We start from the raw sequence: 19738 nt of genomic DNA on the forward strand, positions 1-19738 counted from the left end.
ATACCAAGAGTTTCATACTGAAACTCTTGGTGATATTTTCTAAGCTTTTTATTAATTAAAAATTAAGTGTTAGTCCTACTAAGAAATTAGTAGTTGCCTGCGGATAAAACCCAGAAAAGAATCCTGTAGAAACACCTGTTGGACTATCTGGGTCGTCAAAATCAAAGGACCCAAAAAATCCATTAGACACAAATTTTTCGTTGAATATATTATTGACCAAGCCCGTAAAAACAATGGATTTGAAAATTGAATTTGTTTCTAATGTATAGGTGACATTAAAATCATTGACAAAGAAACTGTCTAACTTCGATTCTGGATTTTCGGTATTGCTCATAAACTGTTCGCCTACAAACTTACTTAGTAAGGACATTTGTAAGTTATCTATAGGTTGAAATACAACAGCATTGGCCGCAACAATATCTGGTGAAAATGCAATATCCGTACGTCCTAAATTTCGTAATTCCCCATTCAACGGAACGATTGTTTCTCTATTTTTATTTGTGCTCAACGTTAAATTAGGCTGCAAAGTCAATTTAGGTGCAACAGGCACTACAGCTTCTAGCTCAATTCCCAAACGATAACTTTCGCCACTGTTGTCTCTCAATTGCGCACCTACATCATTAATTTCACCTGTAAAAACTAGCTGTTCGTTGTAGAGCATTATATAGCCATTAGCACTGAAGCTGAAATTTCCTTTTCTGTGTCGCCAACCTAGTTCAAAATCATTGAGTTGTTCTGGCTCAATCTCCGGATTGTTTTCAAATTCATCTCGACTTGGTTCTCTATTTGCTCGTGCATATGAAAAATAGAAATCATTATTATCATTTAAAGCATACGTAATCCCAGCTTTTGGGTTAAAAAATGTATAATTTTCGTCAACATTAAAATTTGTAAGATTCGAGTTGACACCCGAAGTTTCATAGTTGACATTACGTACCTGTAAATCGCCATATAGTTGAATACGATCATTTAATCTATAATTTGCTTTTGCAAATGTTGAAAAATCATTCTTTTTCGCATTACCATCATAATAACGATCCCTTATCTCGCTCTGACTTGCAAATTCAGCCCAAATCACTTCTCCAAAATGATCGCCGTCATAATGACTAAAAGAACCTCCAAAAATCATATCAATTTCATTATTTTTATAGTTAGCACTTGCATTAATAACGTAAAAATCATTATCTAACCAACGGCGACGAATTAAATCTGTAGTGTTAACTATTGCTCCATTAACGGTTAGTTCTTCAAAACCATAGGTCGAAAAATCATCGTCCTCTCTAAATTGTTCAAAATAGCCTCTTCCATAGGTATAATTTAACCCTATCGTTGTAGACCAGTTGTTATTGTATTGCTGGTTCCAGTGCAATTGATAATGGTCCTGGCTGTAATCATCGACTTCATTGTCATAAAACTGTATATTTCCATCATCGTCCGTATACTGGCCCGATGGATTAAATGTACGATCTTCTCTAAGCTGTTCTGCTGTAATACCATTCCATGCCTGATACGTTACTTCATTACCTCCAAAAATTACAGCTTTGATTAAAGTATTACTATCTATATAAGCACCTTGCAGGAAATATGATTTTAAATCTGCAGACGCTCTATCGATGTAACCATCTGATGAAATGTTAGATAATCGTCCTGCAATTTCAAAATGGTCATTTATGAGTCCAGTACTGAATTTAACCGTATGCTTCCTGGTGTTGAAACTCCCAAAGGAATTTGAAATCTCACCTATAGATTCCTTTGAAACAGCATCCGTTAAAATATTGATACTCGCACCAAATGCTCCTGAGCCATTGGTGGACGTTCCAACGCCACGCTGCAGCTGTAGACTCTCAACAGATGATGCAAAGTCTCCTAAATTCACCCAAAAAGTCCCTAAGGACTCCGCATCATTATATGGAATTCCGTTAATGGTAATATTGGTAGATTGCGGACTTACACCTCTAATTCTAATACCAGTATAACCAACTCCTGCACCAGCATCACTGGTGGTTACTACAGAAGGTAAAAAATTAAGTAAAATGGGAATGTCTTGCCCTAAATTACGTTTAGCAATTTCTTTTTTAGAAACGTTAGTATGTGTAATCGGCGATTTGGCATCTACACGAACGGACTTTACTAAGACTTCGTCTAGCTTCTCGGTCTTAATAGAATCCTGTTGCTTTTCTTGTCCATAAATGGAAGAAATACCAACAAAAAAAATAAATACTAATTCTAAAATGAGATTTCTCGGCTTCGCTTCGAGTAACCTCAGCGACCATGCTCGAAGTGACAGAGCATTACTTTGGTAAGTAAATTTCTGCCTAGAATGGAATAACAAGTTTGTGAACAATTTTTTCATCACGATTAAATAAATTATAATCGAATAAAAAGAGGTTATTATTCTTGGTTAATAAAATAATAATTGAGCTATTTGCCAGTGTGGTTTGGAAGGTTGGCACTAAACTTTGAATCTTATTATGAGAGACAATTAGGTCATATCAGATTCAGAAGTAAAACCAACATTGATAACCTAATCGCACTCGCTAAAAATGTCCATCCTTCGACAAGCTCAGGAACTACAGGACATCTTATTAACGCTCGCTTCCTTAGCAGCATTACCTGCTCAGGTTCAATGGGTATGATCTCAGCCAAATAAATATTAGATTTCAGACTTTAGATTTCAGATTTGTGAACTATTTTATTCAGCTATCTTAAATCTTAAATCGACATTCGTCAATCAATTAAGCACCCCTTTTTGAGAACGGCGCAAAGATAAGTTACAAATTACTAATGGCAAATGATTATTGAGGAATTCTTTTTAGTGTCAGTTCGAGTGCCACGCTTAAAGCGTGATTTATCGAGAGCTTTTAGAACCTACATCTTAATATTTCTCGATACGATTTCATCCCGATAGTTATTTGGATGAAATCACTCGAAGAGACAGTGTAACTTTTTAATCGATATCAGGTTTTTTACGACTGGCCTTCTTTTCTGAGTTTTTGCGTTTAGCCTCTAATCGTTTTTGTTTTATCGCCTTTGGGACTTTGGTTGGTTTTCGTTTCTTATCCTCTTTTAAGCCTTCTTCAATGAGTGTTAAAAATCGTTGTGTGACTAAAGCTTTATTCCTGAACTGACTTCGACTTTCGTCAGAGTCTAAAACCAATATACCTTGCTTATTTAATCTATTTTTGAAAAACTCGTTTAAGCGTTGCTTTTCTTTGTCAGTAAATACCTTAGAATTTTCCAAGTCAAAATACAGAACTGCTTTAGAAGCGACCTTGTTTACGTTTTGGCCGCCACTTCCTGAGCTTCGTACGGCTTTATATGTTAGTTCCGATTTTAAAGCTTCAATGTCCACAATTAATGAATTTGATGTGGTGCCTTTAATAAGTCATTTACGGTTTTCACAGGATTGAAAGTTATGATTGGTACTTCTACAAAAACAGTAGTCCAATTGGCCATACTTCCATTCCAAAGCCCAGGTAATTCTAGCGCTTTAAGGTCCTTGCCTACTTTAGTTTTCATAGTAATAAAAGCAGCAGCATAATCTACAAAGTCTTCGAGATTAAACTTTTCCCCTTTATAGTTTTTAACACCACAAACTAGGTCTACAGGATTAAAATGCGTTGCATTTGTTAAGATATCTTTCTGCTTTTTATTCTTTAAATTGATTTGTGCTGACTCTACAATCTGCAAAGATTGATTACCGTATAAATCCCGAACCCAAAATGGTCCACCGCCAGGTTCACCTTCATTTTTCACCATACCACAAACACGAATCGGCCTATTGAGTTTTTCTCGTAAATATTCAACCTTATACTTATCTAAATACTTATGATACTCTCTCGAAATCTTGATGCCCATATCATTTGCGAGAAATTTTTCAATATTGGTAAACTCTTCCTCTGAGATGTTTATTTTATCTAACACACGCATGTACTCAAATGCTTTATCCTGAAGTTTAAGTAAAATACCTGCTAAGACTTTCTTATATTTTACCATTTCTTGTTTATACTGCTTTACAACAACATTGTCAATATTTTTAATAAATATAATATCTGCTTCGAGTGCATTTAAATTTTTCAATAGAGCTCCGTGACCAGAAGGGCGAAATAAAAGTGTACCATCATCATTTCTAAAGGGCTCATCTTTTGGAGTCACAGCAATCGTGTCGGTGGATTCGTGCTGATAGGAAAATGAAATATTAAAGGAAACTCCTGTATTCTCTTCTACATACTCTTCTATGCGCTTAAATTCTTCATCAAATTTATCTTTGTATTTTTCGGATATGGTGAAATGAAGTTCCGCTTCATTTTCATCTGAAGCATAAAGGGCAGCTTCGTATAAATGTTCTTCAAAGGCTGTGGAAATATGGTTAGTCTTGTATTTATGAAATGGTAATAACCCTTTTGGAGAATTACCAAAGTTAAGTTCATTTTCATCTAACATGGCCTCTACAAAATGTAGCACCTTGTCTGCTGTGGATAACTCCTCAAAATCTATTTTTTTAGATTCTAATCTTTGAACGACCTGATTGTAAAACGGAAACTTTTCTAGCCCTACCATAAACAATGATAATTCTTTAAACTTGTTCTTGTTTATAAAAGCATTTAAAGATTCCTTTTGAGGATTGTACTCTTTCAAGAACTTGAACAAGAACTTGAACATCCTTGTAGCCGCGCCAGATGCTGGAACAAATTTTAAGAGTGACAGGTCGTTTTTGCGTTCTTCAAAATAGTCGATGACCGCATCAATAAGTTCATTATCTAATCCAACAATACCATTTTCCTTCGTTGCTGCTTCCGAAATATTTGTATAAGGAATTCCCGATTTAAATAATTCAATTTGGGACTCAATTTGTTGTAAAGTTAGTCCCTTTGCTTCAATCTGTTTGAGGTCTTTTTCTGTAAAGCTCATTTCTTATTTTTAAGTAGGTTATCAATGTGTTTAACCGCTATTTCTAAGCGCTCTTTTTTATTTCCTTTTAACAAAACATAAGGTCTGCTATGTGTTACAAGTGCGTTTTCAAACGCTTTAAACATCTTTATTCTTTCGTTGGGTTTATCTCTTAAATCATCTTTTTCCCATGGTGTGTCAATATAGGTCAAAAAATAGAGGTCATAAGAATTTTCTAGAGCATGTGTTTCTAAAATCGGGTCACAGGTACCTAAATAATACGCTTCGCTATACACCTTTGTCTCCAATAAATCCGTATCGCAGATTAAAACAGAATCAGTCTTTTGGGCTAATTCATTTTCTAATTTCATTTGACCATAGGCAATTGGTAATAAGTCTTTTGACTCACAAGTTTTATGCTCATTATCCCATTTGTGTTGAAGATACTCTCTCGCGTATTCTGGCACCCAAACCGAATCATAGTGTTCGGCTAACTGCCTTGATAACGTTGTTTTGCCCGTTGATTCTGGGCCAAATAAAACAACTTTTATACAGTCTGAAGGTTGTTGTCTAAGTGCTTCTTCCATGCCAAATAGCCTTGAATTGCCAATACGGTAAAGATAAGATATTGCAATGATAACATCCCCAAACCTCTGTGTGCGTATAATGGAATGGTGATAAGGTCACCTATTATCCAAAGGGTCCAATTTTCTAGTTTTTTGGTGGCCATATACCACATGGCTGTAAAGAAAATCCCAGATGTTACAATATCTATGTAGTTTGGAATCTCAAGCGTGTAATCGAATCCTTTATATACGAAATAAGTGATGAACATAGTCATTAAAAACAAGCCCACACCAATCATTTTTTCTTTAGAATTAGTTCTAGAAATCGGAACTACGTATTTATTATCTTTCTTTCTAGACCAATTCCACCAACCATAAATACTCATGATGGAGTAATAAAAATTCATCATCATGTCACCTAGATATTTATTGATATACAACAAATAAACAGTGATAATGGTACAAATAATGCCTGTTGGATATACCAGAATATTGGCTTTCTTGGCATACCAGACACTTGCGATACCAAATACAAAGGCAATGGCTTCTAAAACAATTTGATTTGTTGGCGCATTCTGATAAGCCTCTAAAAAGAAATCAAAAATCTGGTTCATAATTACTTCTGTCCGTTTTTACAATTTTCATTTGCAGTACGGAAATATCGACCTCATTAAAGGAACGCTTTATTTCTTGAGTTAAGAATGGCATTAATTGATCATAATCGCCATATATCTGTGTGCTCAATGGATTTTCTAAAACTGTAAACTCCGAACTTCTCAATTTTTTAATAAAATTAATAATAGGTGTTTCATAATCGTCTTGAAGTGGTGATAAGGTGAGTTCTACTGAAATTTTCATATTTAGATCGCTTTTATAATTGGCAATTACTGAATCTAATTACAAAGCCAAATATAAGGAACATTCCTATTACCAAAATCAGGAACTTTATCTACGAATTTTTCTGTAATCCTAAGAGCTATTCCAATATGGTGCAAATCATAAAAAACCCTGCAAAATTCAAATTTCACAGGGCTCAAGGTTTGTATTTAAGTTTTTTTATTTCTTGATAAAGCGTACTGTACGCTTTAAGTTTCCACTATGCATTTCAATAAAATAAATTCCAGAATTTAAACCCTGAATATCAACACTAAAATCCAAGTCCTCTGGCTTTCCATTTAATACCGCTTGCCCTAGCATATTTCTTACTTTATAGGCATCAAGTTGAATTGGTGAAGTGATTTTAAGAGTATGAGTGGCAGGTATTGGAAAAACTTTTATTTGTTCTAAGTCTTGGTTGTCTTCTATTGAAAGGTTATTGAGTTGATATTCTATTACAAGAATAGGGGCAGCGCTACCATCAATAGATTCTGCTTCTCTTTCTCCAGTTCCAGATATTATAAAAGTTAGACTCTTTAGCAAATCCCAGTTATCGTCAGCAAGTACTTCCCCAATAAGACCACTAAGGTTCGGAGTTTGTTGTTCTGGTCCTGCTGCACCGATATCATCAGTAGTCCAAGCGGGCACATTATCCCAATTTACTGATACCAAGCCTCTGGCTCTAGCCGAAATGTTGCCAACTTCTGCAGTGAATTCTTCCGAATTTGGATCTAATTCTGTTTCAATCACCAGATTCGTAACATCGGTATTATCGTTATCTACCGTGAACTGAATATAGGCATTGAGAATACTCGCATCTGCAGGTAATTGAATATCTGTGAATCTTAACCCTACGAGTTGATTATCAGTTCCACTTTCATCAACCAGCTCTAAATCAGTGCTTGTTAAACTCATATCACCATCTGATACGCGCTCTTCGGCATCATTATTTGAAGCGTTGATTGGATAATTCAATGTTCCTGTTTGAGCAATACCAGTACAATTACAAAACCCATCTTCTAAATCAAAAAACGTAGTCTCATCCCCGTCGTCGCATGCCATTCCCGCTGGATTACAAGGACTGGTATAAAACAGAATGAGCCTAGGTCCGGTGCCACTTCCGTCTTGAGACTCTGCCACGCGTTTTCCAGACCCACTGATAAGAAATGTCATTGCGTTGCCACTGGTCCAATTGGCTTGTGCCGCAATTTCACTGACTATAGATGTTAGGTATGGCGTGCGCTGGCTTATTCCTGCTTCGCCTACCGTCTCCCATAACGGAACTTCGTCCCAATTGACTGTAGAAATTGTTAAGGCCCTATTTGAGATATCATTGACAACTGTTTCGTCAAAAGCCAAACTCGATTCTGACAATTCACCAGTAATTATAAGATTAGTTGGATCAAGTTCCGAATCTGTTTCATCCGTTTCAAATTGGATATAGGCTCGATGAAGGGTAGCACCTTCAGGTAACTGAACATTATCAAATCTAACACCTACCAATTGATCTGTACCGTCGTTTATTAGTTCTAGATCACTACTGGTGACATCAACAGCACCATTGCTCAAGTCTTCTTCCGCGTCATCATTCGAACTCAGAATAGAAAAATCATTTTGAACACTAGTATCTGGAATGCCTTGGCAGTTACAAAAACCGTCTTCTTCGTCATTTATGGTCGAAGAATCACCATCATCGCAAGGTGTACCATAAACAGGACAGCTATCACTTAAGGTATAGCTCACTAATAGTCTTGGGGCATCACTTTGAGAGCCATTATTGGATTCTGCCGCCCTTGATCCCGATCCAGTAATAATAAAAGACATCGCATTAAAGGGTTGCCAATTGGCCTGATCAACTATTTCTTGAACTATACTTCGAAGCTGTGGTGTTCGTTGAGCAGCTCCAGCCTCACCCACAAGATTCCATTCTGGAACATCTAACCAAGGAACTACTGCCTCTGTTGTTGGTCGACTTGAAATATTAAAGTCTACGGTGTTAAAAATGTCGCTATTGGGCACCAATTCCCCTCTTATCTGAAGATCGGTTGGCTCAGAATCTGTTTCATCGGTAGTAAATTGAATGTCAGCACTAGTTATAATGGCACCCTGAGGTATTGCGATATCAACAAATCGTATACCGACAGTTTGATTGTTCTGATTTTCAAAAGAATCAAATACCAATTCCAAATCGGAGCTATTAGTGTATATAATACCAGTAGTTTCAGCTTCTTCAGCATCATTATCACCACCAACAACTTGATAGTCTAAGTCGTCCGACTCTGCAAAACCGACACAATTACAAGACCCATCTTCCACATCTAAAACTGTGGTAGGATTACCGTCATCACAAATAGTGCCTGCGGGTTCGCAAGGAAGTTGATAGAACAATTTGAGCCTCGGGGCTGCGGAACCATCAAATGATTCGGCCACACGTTTTCCTGTGCCTGAGAAAATAAAGCTAATGGCATTACCGCTAGCCCAATCATTTTGTGATACTATTTCATTGACAATTGCGGTAATATAAGGAGTACGTTGCTCTAATCCAGATACCCCCTCTGTATCCCAAATCGGGATTTCTGACCAGGTTACCGTATTGCTTGTTCGTACTCTTGAAGAAATATTGGCGGTATCTGTAGTAAATGTATCACTGTTAGGCACTAGCTCTCCCTCAATAAGGAGATTTGTTGGATCTTGACTACTGTCTGTTTCATCTGTTGTGAATTCGATATAAGCTCTATAAAGGGTAGAACCAATAGGCATTTGTACATTATTAAAACGAATACCTACTAATTGATCATCTGTATCATTGATTAATTCCAGATCAGTACTGGTAATATCCACTATTTGAGTGCTACTATTTTCCTCCGCGTCATCACTACTCTGTGCTACTGAAACCGTTTCCTCGATTAAATCCGTATCTAATAAACCCTCACAATTACAGAAACCATCTTCCTCATCAAACAATGTGTTTGAATCCCCATCATCACATACTGTCCCTGCAATAGTACATGGATTATTAATATCATTAGAAATAATAACAACGTCACCCGTTGGTGGTGAAAATACGTCTAGGTTTGCTGGTAAGGTGAACGGATCTGTGTGACTTCCTTCGGCAACACTATCAGCATTATCTACGATGACCGTTCGTAATTCGATACGCTGTTCATCTACAAAAATGACCTTAAATTGATTAAATGATCCCGAACTCCGAGTCCAAATCTTGTCGTCGTCGTTAGGTCGCAATGGTGCGCCCCAAGAACCTTCGCCAGTATACACGGTACCATTTGGTAAATCAATCTCAAATCCTTCCTCACTATTAGGTCCAAAAGACGGTTTTACAGGCCAAGTAGTCTTGGCCATATGAGAGTCACAATCTACCACCAAGCGAACCCCTTCATCATAAAACAATTGTGCCCAAGACTCATACTGAAACGCTCTCCCTTCAGATTTTCCAGACGTGTGAGGGCGCATTGGTTTGTGATACTGAGCGGATTTCCATATGGGAGTCGTGTTTGAAGCTAAATCGTTTTGTAACCATGTGAGTTGGTCACCGAGTATTGAAATTTCAGTATTAAGTGTATAGGTCCTTATCAAATTATTTCCCCAAGTAAATGCGAAGTACGAATCTGAATTGGGAGTATCGAAAAGATTAAAGACGGTTTCAGGATTATACTCGTGATTTCCTCTAGCTGGAACAATAGGGAACATTCTTCCATCTGCAGTCGTAGTCAACTGCCAATCGTCAAACCAATTTTGCCATTCTATACTTGTGTCATCATCCGTCATATCCCCACCAAAAAAAACAGCATGTGGCTTCAACTTACTAACTAGTTTATTAGCATTTTGTCGTGGTGTACGGTTATTTCTGGAATCGCCACCAGCAATAAAAGATAAGCGACTATTATCAGCGGGTGCAGTCCTGAACCAAAACCTTTGGCTCGTACCTTCACTGTCATGAATGACGAAATAATAATCGGTATTTGGATTTAAGCTGGATAATCTGGCAAATTGATTGGACATCCCTCTAAAATCCGTTGTTCTATCAACAGTTTTTGAAAATGCATAAAGAGTGTGGTCTGTACCGTGATCTACAATGTCGTAGTATACCGTTGGTGAGGTTCCAGATATTTGATTCCATGCAACGGTAATTGTCGTTGCTGGATTATCAACCAAAATCAAACGGTATTTATCATTATTGGCATGGCCTATAAAGCATACTAGCCCTAAAAGCCAAAGAATAGCCTGTAGTAGTTTTAATTTCATGTGAGTTCTATTTTATTGGTTTCAGTTTTAAATTGTTCTAATAGTAAATAAGCCGCAATAGGAAGCAAGCCATGCGGTAATCTGTAGATGGTTAAGTATAGATTATGATGTGCGGCGTATTCTAATGGGCTAAATGCAAGCCCTATAAAGAATCTGGCTAATGCCGTAACCGTACCCCAAATGATCAGATAGAAAAATGCAAATGGCGCAGTTCTTGAAAAAAATATGCCAATCGAGGCAAGAACATCCAGAAAGCCTACAATAAATAAGAACTGTCGCGCTTTGGTTTCATCAAAGCCCAAGATACCTATGGTCATATCAATAAAATAACCAGGTACTGGCATGACTCCCATAGCAAAAAGGCCGTGTGAAATAAACACCAAAACAATAGCAATTTTTAAAACCGCCATAAGCGATGTATTGGTCTTGGATAGAAGTTTTTCTGAAAAAAGAAGGATAACTGGAGCTGTAATTTGTATCGCCAGTTCAAAAAACTGTAATATGTCGTAGTTCTTGCTTTTTACAATGCAAATACCAGTGAATATAAGAATGACAACGCCAATACCTAGGATACTGCGTTTAAGCTTGGAAAAAGAAATTTTAAACCAAAAAATAGCCAATACGGCTGAAAGAATGAATACTACAGCACTTAGTTTAGTGCTTAGCTCTATCCAAGAATTGACCCTTAAATCTGACGCATACTCATTCCATGGTATTTTAAAGAGTCCTTCTATTAGTGGAGTCATTAAACTCTCATCCCAAAGTAGTTCTCTAAAAGGTGACCCAAAAAACAGGAACTGATAGGCACGCCCAATAAAAATGAGAAATACGGAACATTGAATTATTTTTGAAACTAGCTTATTCATAATAATTTGTTAAAACTAATATTGCGGTATTAACTAGATATGACAAACTTGTTTTTAAATCTTCAAGAAAAGGTTACGTATATGTTCTAATCGTTAACTGTTTGGTATGTTGTACTGAGACGCTTGAATTAACTTCCTGCTGAGTATTGCAAGAATGCTGATTGGTGGATTTTAATACGGCAAATACAATCCATCAAATTGTCTTCTTTGGCTTGAATAAATCCTATTAGTTTCAGAAACACTACCGTACTCAAGCGCTAAATAAAGAGTGGTCTGCCATTTAGAAACATGGTTATAACAGATATGCAGTCGAAGTAATCACTATAAGATTCGTGTTATCGGTATTTTGAAATACTTACAATAAAATCGTCATTTTCTTCCAAAACCGTACCAATCACCACAAGGTCTGCACCAGCATTAAATGCTAAATATAATTCTTTCTTGGACCTAATTCCCCCACCAACAATTAAAGGAATACGCAACTCTTGTTTTACTTGATGAATAATTTCGGCTTCTATGGGATGGGTCGCACCACTCCCTGCTTCGAGATAAATTAACTTCATACCCAATAATTCACCAGCTTTAGCAGTATGAGTTATAGTTTTAACAGATTTACGTTTGATAGGCTTCGTTTGACTAATACGTTCTACCGAAGTTTGCCTCCCATTTTCAATAAGCATATAACCCGTTGGCAATACCTCAAGATTTGTAGTTTTGAGTTTTGAAACAGCCTCTACATGCTTTCCTATAAGATACTCTGAATTTCTTCCTGAAATTAAGGATAAAAACAAAATAGCATCAGCTTTATCAGTAACTTGAATAACATCTCCCGGAAACAATATTACTGGAAGCTTGGTATGCTTTTTAATTTCCACAACCAAGGTTTCGGTCAGTCCTTCTTGCACTTCACTGCCACCAACAAAAACATGAGTCGCTATGGATTGATTGACCATAGCTATAAATCCAGAAACCCGTTCAACCTGCATTTTATCTGGATCTATCAAAACCGCTAAAAGTTTTTCAGATCTAGAAATCGAATCCAGTATATGTTGGTAGAGCTTATTCATTTGGAACAACATAAGCGCAAGTAAAGCCATCGAACTCTAAAAAGGCCGTATTATATCTATATTTTTTGTCTTTGTAATCTATCCAAGCTACAGTTTCCCCATCTTGAAGCATAAAGGGAATTACCAAAAAGTGTTCTCTAAACAGCATACCTGGCGTGGCAAAAAGTTTGTATAATGATTCCTTGATTCCCCAAATAACCGTTAAATTTCTTACATAATCTTTCGAAGTTTTATCTAAATAATTGAATTCATAATCCACAAACTTTTTGGCAATGACACCTATTTTTTCGCGCTGTTTTTCGATATCAATCCCGACTTCATTCTCGCTAATAATAACTCCTGAAAATGTGAATGAATGGGTTATGGAAATATGATTTCCATCCTTAAGATGCGGTTTCCCATAATCATCATAGAACAAATCTTGGTCGCTATAGCCAAAAGCTCTAAGCAGATGCCTAACACTAAGAAAACCTCGTTGATGCAACTCACTCTTCATACTTTCTACACGTTTTAAGCTCTGAGGCTTTAAATCGAGCGGAGAGAGTAATTCATCGTAATCTTCTTCAATCTTCCAGATTTTAACAGTTGTTTGTGAGTTTACGGTAATGGATTTGTACAGTGGCATTTAATATTCTAAAACCTATTGATTACCTTTGCATCGCCTTAGGCGAAATTGTCATTTTTTGACTTAGCGAATTTAGTTATTTAAGCCATAAAGCCAAAGGTTAGTTATATTTAAAAATAAGACAACACACATGAGTACAAAAACTACAGCTTACGTACCTCACAAAGTAAAAGACATGTCGCTTGCGGCTTGGGGAAGAAAAGAAATTGAATTGGCCGAGGCTGAAATGCCAGGTTTAATGAGTCTACGCGAAGAATATAGAGATGAACAGCCTTTAAAAGGTGCTCGCATAGCAGGATGCTTGCATATGACCATTCAGACTGCTGTCTTAATCGAAACCTTACAAGCCTTAGGTGCAGAAGTGACCTGGAGCTCTTGTAATATTTTCTCCACTCAAGATCAGGCTGCTGCTGCTATTGCCGATGCCGGAACAGCAGTATATGCATGGAAAGACATGACAGAAGAAGAGTTTGACTGGTGTATTGAGCAAACTTTGTTCTTTGGTGAAGACAGACAGCCACTAAATATGATTTTAGATGATGGTGGTGATCTAACCAACATGGTATTGGATAAATATCCTGAATTGGTCGAAGGGATTAAAGGGCTTTCTGAAGAAACGACCACAGGAGTTCATAGATTATACGAACGCATGGAAAATGGCACTTTGCCAATGCCTGCTATTAATGTTAATGATTCTGTGACCAAAAGTAAATTTGATAACAAGTATGGTTGTAGAGAGTCTGCCGTTGATGCCATAAGAAGAGCGACCGATATTATGTTAGCTGGTAAGCGCGTTACGGTATGTGGTTATGGTGATGTTGGTAAAGGAACTGCTGCGTCCTTCAAAGGAGCTGGCAGTATTGTAACTGTTACTGAAATAGATCCAATCTGTGCATTACAAGCTGCTATGGATGGTTTTGAAGTAAAACGCTTAGAAACTGTTGTTGGTAATTCTGATATTGTTATCACTACAACAGGAAATAAAGATATTGTAAGAGCTGAGCACTTTAAAGCCATGAAGGACAAAACCATCGTTTGCAACATAGGTCACTTTGATAACGAAATACAAATGGCATGGTTAAACGACAACTATGGTGATACTAAAGATACCATTAAGCCACAGGTTGATAAATACACTGTGGATGGAAAAGATATCATTGTATTGGCAGAAGGTCGTTTGGTAAATTTAGGTTTGGCAACAGGACACCCGAGTTTTGTGATGAGTAATTCGTTTACCAACCAAACTTTAGCGCAGATAGAGCTTTGGAACCATTCTGATAAGTACGAAAACAAAGTGTATATGCTACCAAAACATTTGGATGAAAAAGTCGCTAAATTACACCTAGAAAAGATTGGTGTTGAACTTACTGAACTTAAACAAGACCAAGCTGAATATATTGGTGTCACGGTTGAAGGACCATTTAAACCAGAGTATTATAGGTACTAAAATTCCAATGACTAAATATCAAATCCCAAGCAGAACTGTTTGGGATTTTTGTTTTATTTATCGTCACTTCGAGTGATTTCACCCTTTTGAATAAAAATTTTACTCGAACTGACACATCTATAGTTTCAATAATTTGTATCTTCTAAGTGAATGGCTTACAAAGAAGAAAAAATAAAAGTCCCTCGTTTTAATGAGGAAGCTGGTTTCTACACCACCAAGAAGCGCTCTAAAATAATGAGTAAAATCCGTGGTAAGAACACCAAACCTGAATTACTGTTTCGCCAAGCGCTTTGGAAGAAAAATGTGCGCTATCGTGTGGATAGTAAGCGATTACCTGGACGACCAGATGTAAGCATTATGAAATATAAGCTTGCTATATTTATTGATGGTGCGTATTGGCATGGCTATGATTGGGATGAGCGCAAGGCTAAGCTGAAGACCAATAGGGATTTTTGGATTCCAAAGATTGAACGCAATATGCAACGTGATAGGGAAGTCAATAAGCAATTACAAGACATGGGCTATACGGTATTTCGGTTTTGGGCGCATGAAGTAAAAGATAACCTCAAGACTTGTATCAACGATGTAATGGTATATATCAATACTGGTAAGAACTATTAATGACCCTTTCGGATAATGTACTTACATATCCAACCACTTCTTAAAATTAGTGGTGCGCTCTCTAGAAACAATGATTTGTTCCTCTTGTTGTGGGTTTAGTTTTAATAAAAGTCTGGAGTTAAAATAGCTGTGAATTTCTTCAACCGCATTTACCGATACCATGTATTTTCTATTGATTCTAAAAAATTGAATAGGATCTAAAATGTCTTCAAGCTGATCAATGGTATACTCAATTGGGCATTTTTGCCCTTTATTTGTACATAAAAATATAACTCCTTCGTCTGCCATAAAATAAGCGATATCCCCAACCTTGTACGTACTAAATTGGTTACCAATTTTTACTATAAAACGTTTTTTGTATTCTTTGGCAAATAATTGTCTAATGGAATCGATATCTGCACTAGTATTTTGTCTATTATCAATTGTGTTAGTGTATTTTTCTAACGCCTTTTTAAGCTCATTTTTGTCAATGGGTTTTAATAAATAGTCTAATCCATTGTACTTAAAGCCACGTATAGCATACTCATTATAAGCCGTAGTAAAAATTATTGGTGGATGTTTTGGCAACTGGTCTATAATATCAAAACCATAACCATCATTTAACTGTATGTCTAAAAATATGAGGTCAGGCAAATCGTTTTCGGCAAACCATTTTAAACCACTTTCAACTGAAGATATTTGTGTGAGTATCTCGCACTCTGGAGCCAAAGCTTCAATTAGATGTCTCAATCGTCTAGAGGCAATATCTTCGTCTTCTATAATTACAGCTTTCATGAGTTAAGCTACAGTTAAATCTTTAATGTTAATTTCAGCTTTATTCAACAACGGCATACTCACCTTAAAGGTGTTGTTTTCTTCATCTATTATCACATCCTTATTGGTGTAAAACGCATAGCGTTTTTTAATATTAGCTAGTCCTAATTTTGTAGACGTCTCTGAATCGATTCGCTTTCTGATATTATTCTTAACGACTAATCGATTGTACTTAACACTAATAGTTATAGTAATCGGTTGTTCTTTAGAATAATAATTATGCTTCAAAGCATTTTCAACCAGCATCTGTAAAGAGAGTGTAGGAATCAATACGGAGTTAGTTTTAATAGTAATATCTGTATTTATGTAAATAGCCCCATTGTGCCTTACTTTCATCATAAAAATAAAGGCGTCTAAAAATTGTAATTCTTTATCCAAACCTACCAAATCCTCTTCTCTATTATCTAAAATATAACGATAGCACGTCGCCAAACGCGTTACAAAATCTGAAGCTAAGTCTCTATCCTCATACATTAACGACGTTAAGGTATTTAAGCTATTAAACAAAAAATGGGGACTTATTTGACTTTTTAAGGAATTGTATTTAGATGTTGTAATTTCCTTTTTGAGTTCCAACAGAGATAATTCGAGAGTTCTTTTGTCCTTATACACCCAATAAAACTGATTAAATACTGAAAATACCGAAGCCAAACCTAAAGCTCTAAACATATCTATTTTAAACACTTTCCAAGGTTCATCAGTTTCTATCTGACAAAGTGACTTAAATTCAAAAATACCGAGATAGTAAATAATTGCTGCTAGGGATAAAACGAATAAAATCGTAATAAAGAAGATGACAGCATTCGTAATAAGTTCATTTCTTTGAGAGGTGTTTTTGCTCTTTTTTATGAGCCAATCATTGACCTCCCAAGTCGTCATAAACAGAATAAAGGTCGAAATGTAATAGAAAACAGTAGTATTGTTCAGATAGCTTTCATTAGGGTCTTTCTCAACAAAAAACTTTATCGCTAAAAAAACAACATTAATAACGAGAAACCTTAACCCTATCTTCTTTAGATATCCTTTGCTTAGCATCATATTGGCTTCAAAATACTTTAAATGTAATCAAATATACTACACTCAATTGTTAGTTAACATTGTTATTGGTTGGGCTGTTAAATATTCCAATCAATTGTCAGGATTTAACACTCAATTGTTAGTTAATTCCTTTTTATCCCATAAAAGCACTCAAATTAAAGTATATAACACTTCAAAACTAAATTCAACAATTAAAAATTATTGCATTTCATCTTTTACAAGATCTATTGAGCTTTGAGAAAACAAATCAAAAAAACAATGAAAAAGTTATTTCTTCTTATTGTACTGGTAAGTACATTTAGTTTTGCTCAAACAGGCATCATCAAAGGACGGGTTATTGATAAACAGTCCGAAATTTCTCTTTTGGGTGCTACTGTAGAATTATTGGATACAGAAAAACCCATGGGAGCCGTAACCGATGACAACGGTTATTATGTTTTAGAAAATGTTCCTATTGGAAGGCAAACCATAAGAATAAGTTATATCGGTTTTGAAACCATTACCATCCCCAATATTGTAGTTACTACCGGTAAAGATGCCGTAATAAATGTTAGCCTCATTGAATCTTTTAATCAACTGGATGCTGTAATACTGACACCAGAGACCAATAAAGACCGATCCATTAATAAACTAGCCACCGTTTCTGCTCGCCAATTTAGCTTAGAGGAAGTCAATCGATTTTCGGGTGGTCGGAGCGATGTGGGTCGATTGGCAGCAAATTTCGCAGGAGTATCTTCACCAGATGATAGTAGAAACGATATTGTGGTGCGTGGTAATTCGCCCGTTGGATTGTTGTGGCGATTAGAAGGAATTCCTATTCCTAATCCAAATCACTTTTCGGCATTTGGCACAACAGGTGGTCCTGTTTCGGCAGTAAATCCTAATGTCTTAAAAAATTCAGATTTCCTAACCTCAGCATTTCCGGCAGAATACGGAAATGCTCTTGGAGGTGTCTTTGATTTAGGTTTTAGAAAAGGGAACAAAGATGAGTACGAGTACACGCTGCAAGCAGGAGCATTTACTGGAGTAGAAGCCTCAGCTGAAGGGCCTTTCGGTAAAAATAATGGTTCCTTTTTAGTAGCGGGACGTTATTCTTTGGTTGGTATTGTAGGTGCTGGAGCAGGTGGAGGGTCTGTGGCCACTCCAAACTACTTTGATGTGTCTTTCAATCTCGATTTTGGTGATACCAAATGGGGAAATTTTTCACTTTTCGGAATTATAGGTGACTCTAATATTGATTTTTTAGGTGACGAAATTGATGAAGATGATCTTTTTGCTGCCGAAGATGAAGATCTATTTGTAAGATCGAATTTTGGAGTTGTAGGCTTAAAACATAGAATTACCATAGGGAATAGTTCATACTTAAAAACGGTAATTTCTGGATCTGTTTCAGAAAGTGATATTACTGCCAATCGATTTATAGATAAAGATACACCTCAAGAGCGTTCTATTTTATATACCGAAGCCACAAATAATGAAGCAAGATTGGCATTTTCAACACTATTCAACTCTAAATTAAGCAATAGAATAACCTTGAGGACAGGTCTTTTGATAGAGAACTTTGGCGTAGAAGCCGTACTGAGAGATCGTGAAGAACAACCCGACAATGATAATGATGGAGATCCAGATTTAACAAGCTTTATAGATATAGATGATGACCTCACCCTTATTCAACCTTATATTCAAGGTCAATTTAGACTTACTGAAGCTATAACTTTAAATGCAGGGCTTCATGCACAATATGGTACACTAAATGAGCAGTTTGTATTAGAACCTAGAGCGAGTCTTAGTTACAAGATAAATTCAAATAATAGTCTGAATTTTGGGTATGGTCTACACCACCAATCCGTTGTATTTCCCTTATTATTTCTTAATGAAAACGTTAATGGTGAACGCATTCAAACTAACCGAGACTTGGATTTTGTACGCAGTAATCACTACGTCTTAGGATATGATACCAAACTTGGTTCGGACTGGAGAGCAAAGGTAGAAGTATATCGTCAAGATATTAGTGATGCTGCTGTGGAAGCCTTTCCTTCGAGTTATTCATCCTTAACCGAAGGAGCTGATTTTGAATTTGACAATGATCGTGTGTCTTTAGTTAATGAAGGCACGGGTTTTAACCAAGGTATAGAATTAACTATAGAAAAGTTTTTTAGTAAAGGGTATTATGGGTTGTTAACAACCTCCATTTTTGAAAGTAAGTATGAAGGTAGTGATGGCATAGAACGTAACTCTCCATTTAATAACGGCTACGTCATTAACTTCTTAACAGGACGCGAATTCCCTGTAGGCAAAGCCAAGAAAAATATGTTGTTTTTTGATACTAGAGTGAGCTTTGCTGGTGGACGTTATTTTACACCTATTGATTTAGAAGCTTCTCAGCAAGCTGGTTTTGAAATTTTACAAGAAGATATCGCTTTTAGCGAGCAATATGATGACTACTTTCGTTGGGATTTTAAGTTTGGGATTAAGTTTAATAGCAAAGTCAAGAAACAATCGCATCAGTTTTACGTCGATCTCCAAAACGTTACAAACAATGAAAATGTATTCGTAAGACGATTTAACCGATTAACCAATGAAATAAATCAAGTAGACCAAATTGGGTTTTTCCCTGACTTTGGATATAGGTTTCAGTTTTAAAATTGATTAATAGTAAAGTTGTG

General features: G+C 36.3%; 15 protein-coding genes. 3 read left to right on the forward strand and 12 right to left on the reverse strand.

The window, feature by feature from the left end; all coding sequences use genetic code 11:
• Window positions 1-55 precede the first annotated feature (55 nt).
• From Q0992_RS12605 to Q0992_RS12650, 10 genes are all read right to left on the reverse strand, one after another.
• Complete coding sequence (locus tag Q0992_RS12605; RefSeq protein WP_299524863.1) at window positions 56-2353, reverse strand: TonB-dependent receptor; 2298 nt, start codon at window positions 2351-2353, stop codon at window positions 56-58.
• A 594-nt stretch (window positions 2354-2947) separates the two neighbouring features.
• Window positions 2948-3352 carry an alternative ribosome rescue aminoacyl-tRNA hydrolase ArfB gene (gene arfB, locus Q0992_RS12610; protein ID WP_299524866.1) on the reverse strand — a complete coding sequence of 135 codons (405 nt, stop codon included), beginning with the start codon at window positions 3350-3352 and terminating at the stop codon, window positions 2948-2950.
• Window positions 3353-3354: 2 nt separating this feature from the next.
• On the reverse strand, window positions 3355-4911 hold the full coding sequence (locus Q0992_RS12615) for a DUF4301 family protein (protein WP_299524869.1): 1557 nt from the start codon (window positions 4909-4911) through the stop codon (window positions 3355-3357).
• Window positions 4908-5477 carry an ATP-binding protein gene (locus Q0992_RS12620; RefSeq protein ID WP_299524872.1) on the reverse strand — a complete coding sequence of 190 codons (570 nt, stop codon included), beginning with the start codon at window positions 5475-5477 and terminating at the stop codon, window positions 4908-4910. Before Q0992_RS12620 ends, Q0992_RS12615 begins: the two co-directional genes overlap by 4 nt.
• The gene (gene pnuC, locus Q0992_RS12625; RefSeq protein WP_299524875.1) at window positions 5438-6070 is read right to left on the reverse strand and encodes a nicotinamide riboside transporter PnuC; all 633 of its coding nucleotides are present in this window, start codon (window positions 6068-6070) and stop codon (window positions 5438-5440) included. Before pnuC ends, Q0992_RS12620 begins: the two co-directional genes overlap by 40 nt.
• Window positions 6054-6314 (reverse strand): hypothetical protein, encoded by a 261-nt coding sequence (locus tag Q0992_RS12630; RefSeq protein WP_299524878.1) that lies wholly within the window; start codon window positions 6312-6314, stop codon window positions 6054-6056. Before Q0992_RS12630 ends, pnuC begins: the two co-directional genes overlap by 17 nt.
• Window positions 6315-6512: 198 nt before the next feature.
• A complete protein-coding gene (locus tag Q0992_RS12635) occupies window positions 6513-10595 on the reverse strand; it encodes a fibronectin type III domain-containing protein (RefSeq protein WP_299524881.1) in 4083 nt (1360 codons plus the stop codon).
• Window positions 10592-11461, reverse strand: coding sequence for a hypothetical protein (locus Q0992_RS12640; RefSeq protein ID WP_299524884.1), 870 nt, complete (start codon window positions 11459-11461; stop codon window positions 10592-10594). Before Q0992_RS12640 ends, Q0992_RS12635 begins: the two co-directional genes overlap by 4 nt.
• 335 nt (window positions 11462-11796) lie before the next feature.
• The gene (locus Q0992_RS12645) at window positions 11797-12528 is read right to left on the reverse strand and encodes a geranylgeranylglyceryl/heptaprenylglyceryl phosphate synthase (protein ID WP_299524886.1); all 732 of its coding nucleotides are present in this window, start codon (window positions 12526-12528) and stop codon (window positions 11797-11799) included.
• The gene (locus Q0992_RS12650; protein ID WP_299524889.1) at window positions 12521-13153 is read right to left on the reverse strand and encodes a 4'-phosphopantetheinyl transferase superfamily protein; all 633 of its coding nucleotides are present in this window, start codon (window positions 13151-13153) and stop codon (window positions 12521-12523) included. The genes Q0992_RS12645 and Q0992_RS12650 overlap by 8 nt, the downstream gene beginning before the upstream one ends.
• Window positions 13154-13283: 130 nt before the next feature.
• Here Q0992_RS12650 and ahcY point away from each other — a divergent pair, with 130 nt between their 5' ends.
• Both ahcY and Q0992_RS12660 read left to right on the forward strand, forming a co-directional pair.
• The gene (gene ahcY / locus Q0992_RS12655) at window positions 13284-14600 is read left to right on the forward strand and encodes an adenosylhomocysteinase (protein ID WP_299524892.1); all 1317 of its coding nucleotides are present in this window, start codon (window positions 13284-13286) and stop codon (window positions 14598-14600) included.
• A gap of 150 nt (window positions 14601-14750) precedes the next feature.
• A complete protein-coding gene (locus Q0992_RS12660) occupies window positions 14751-15221 on the forward strand; it encodes a very short patch repair endonuclease (protein WP_299524895.1) in 471 nt (156 codons plus the stop codon).
• Between the two features lie 21 nt (window positions 15222-15242).
• Here the strand turns inward: Q0992_RS12660 and Q0992_RS12665 are convergent, their stop codons facing one another.
• Both Q0992_RS12665 and Q0992_RS12670 read right to left on the reverse strand, forming a co-directional pair.
• Entirely contained in the window at window positions 15243-15995 is a 753-nt protein-coding gene (locus Q0992_RS12665; protein ID WP_299524898.1) for a LytTR family DNA-binding domain-containing protein, read from the reverse strand.
• A gap of 3 nt (window positions 15996-15998) precedes the next feature.
• Window positions 15999-17072, reverse strand: coding sequence for a sensor histidine kinase (locus Q0992_RS12670; protein ID WP_299524901.1), 1074 nt, complete (start codon window positions 17070-17072; stop codon window positions 15999-16001).
• Window positions 17073-17330: 258 nt separating this feature from the next.
• On the opposite strand from Q0992_RS12670, the gene Q0992_RS12675 reads away from it, so the two are divergent.
• Window positions 17331-19715, forward strand: a complete 2385-nt coding sequence (locus Q0992_RS12675) for a TonB-dependent receptor (protein ID WP_299524904.1) — start codon at window positions 17331-17333, stop codon at window positions 19713-19715.
• The last annotated feature ends 23 nt before the right edge of the window (window positions 19716-19738 follow it).

The sequence above is a fragment of the Winogradskyella sp. genome (genome assembly GCF_028289625.1).
Classification (GTDB): Bacteria; Bacteroidota; Bacteroidia; order Flavobacteriales; family Flavobacteriaceae; genus Winogradskyella.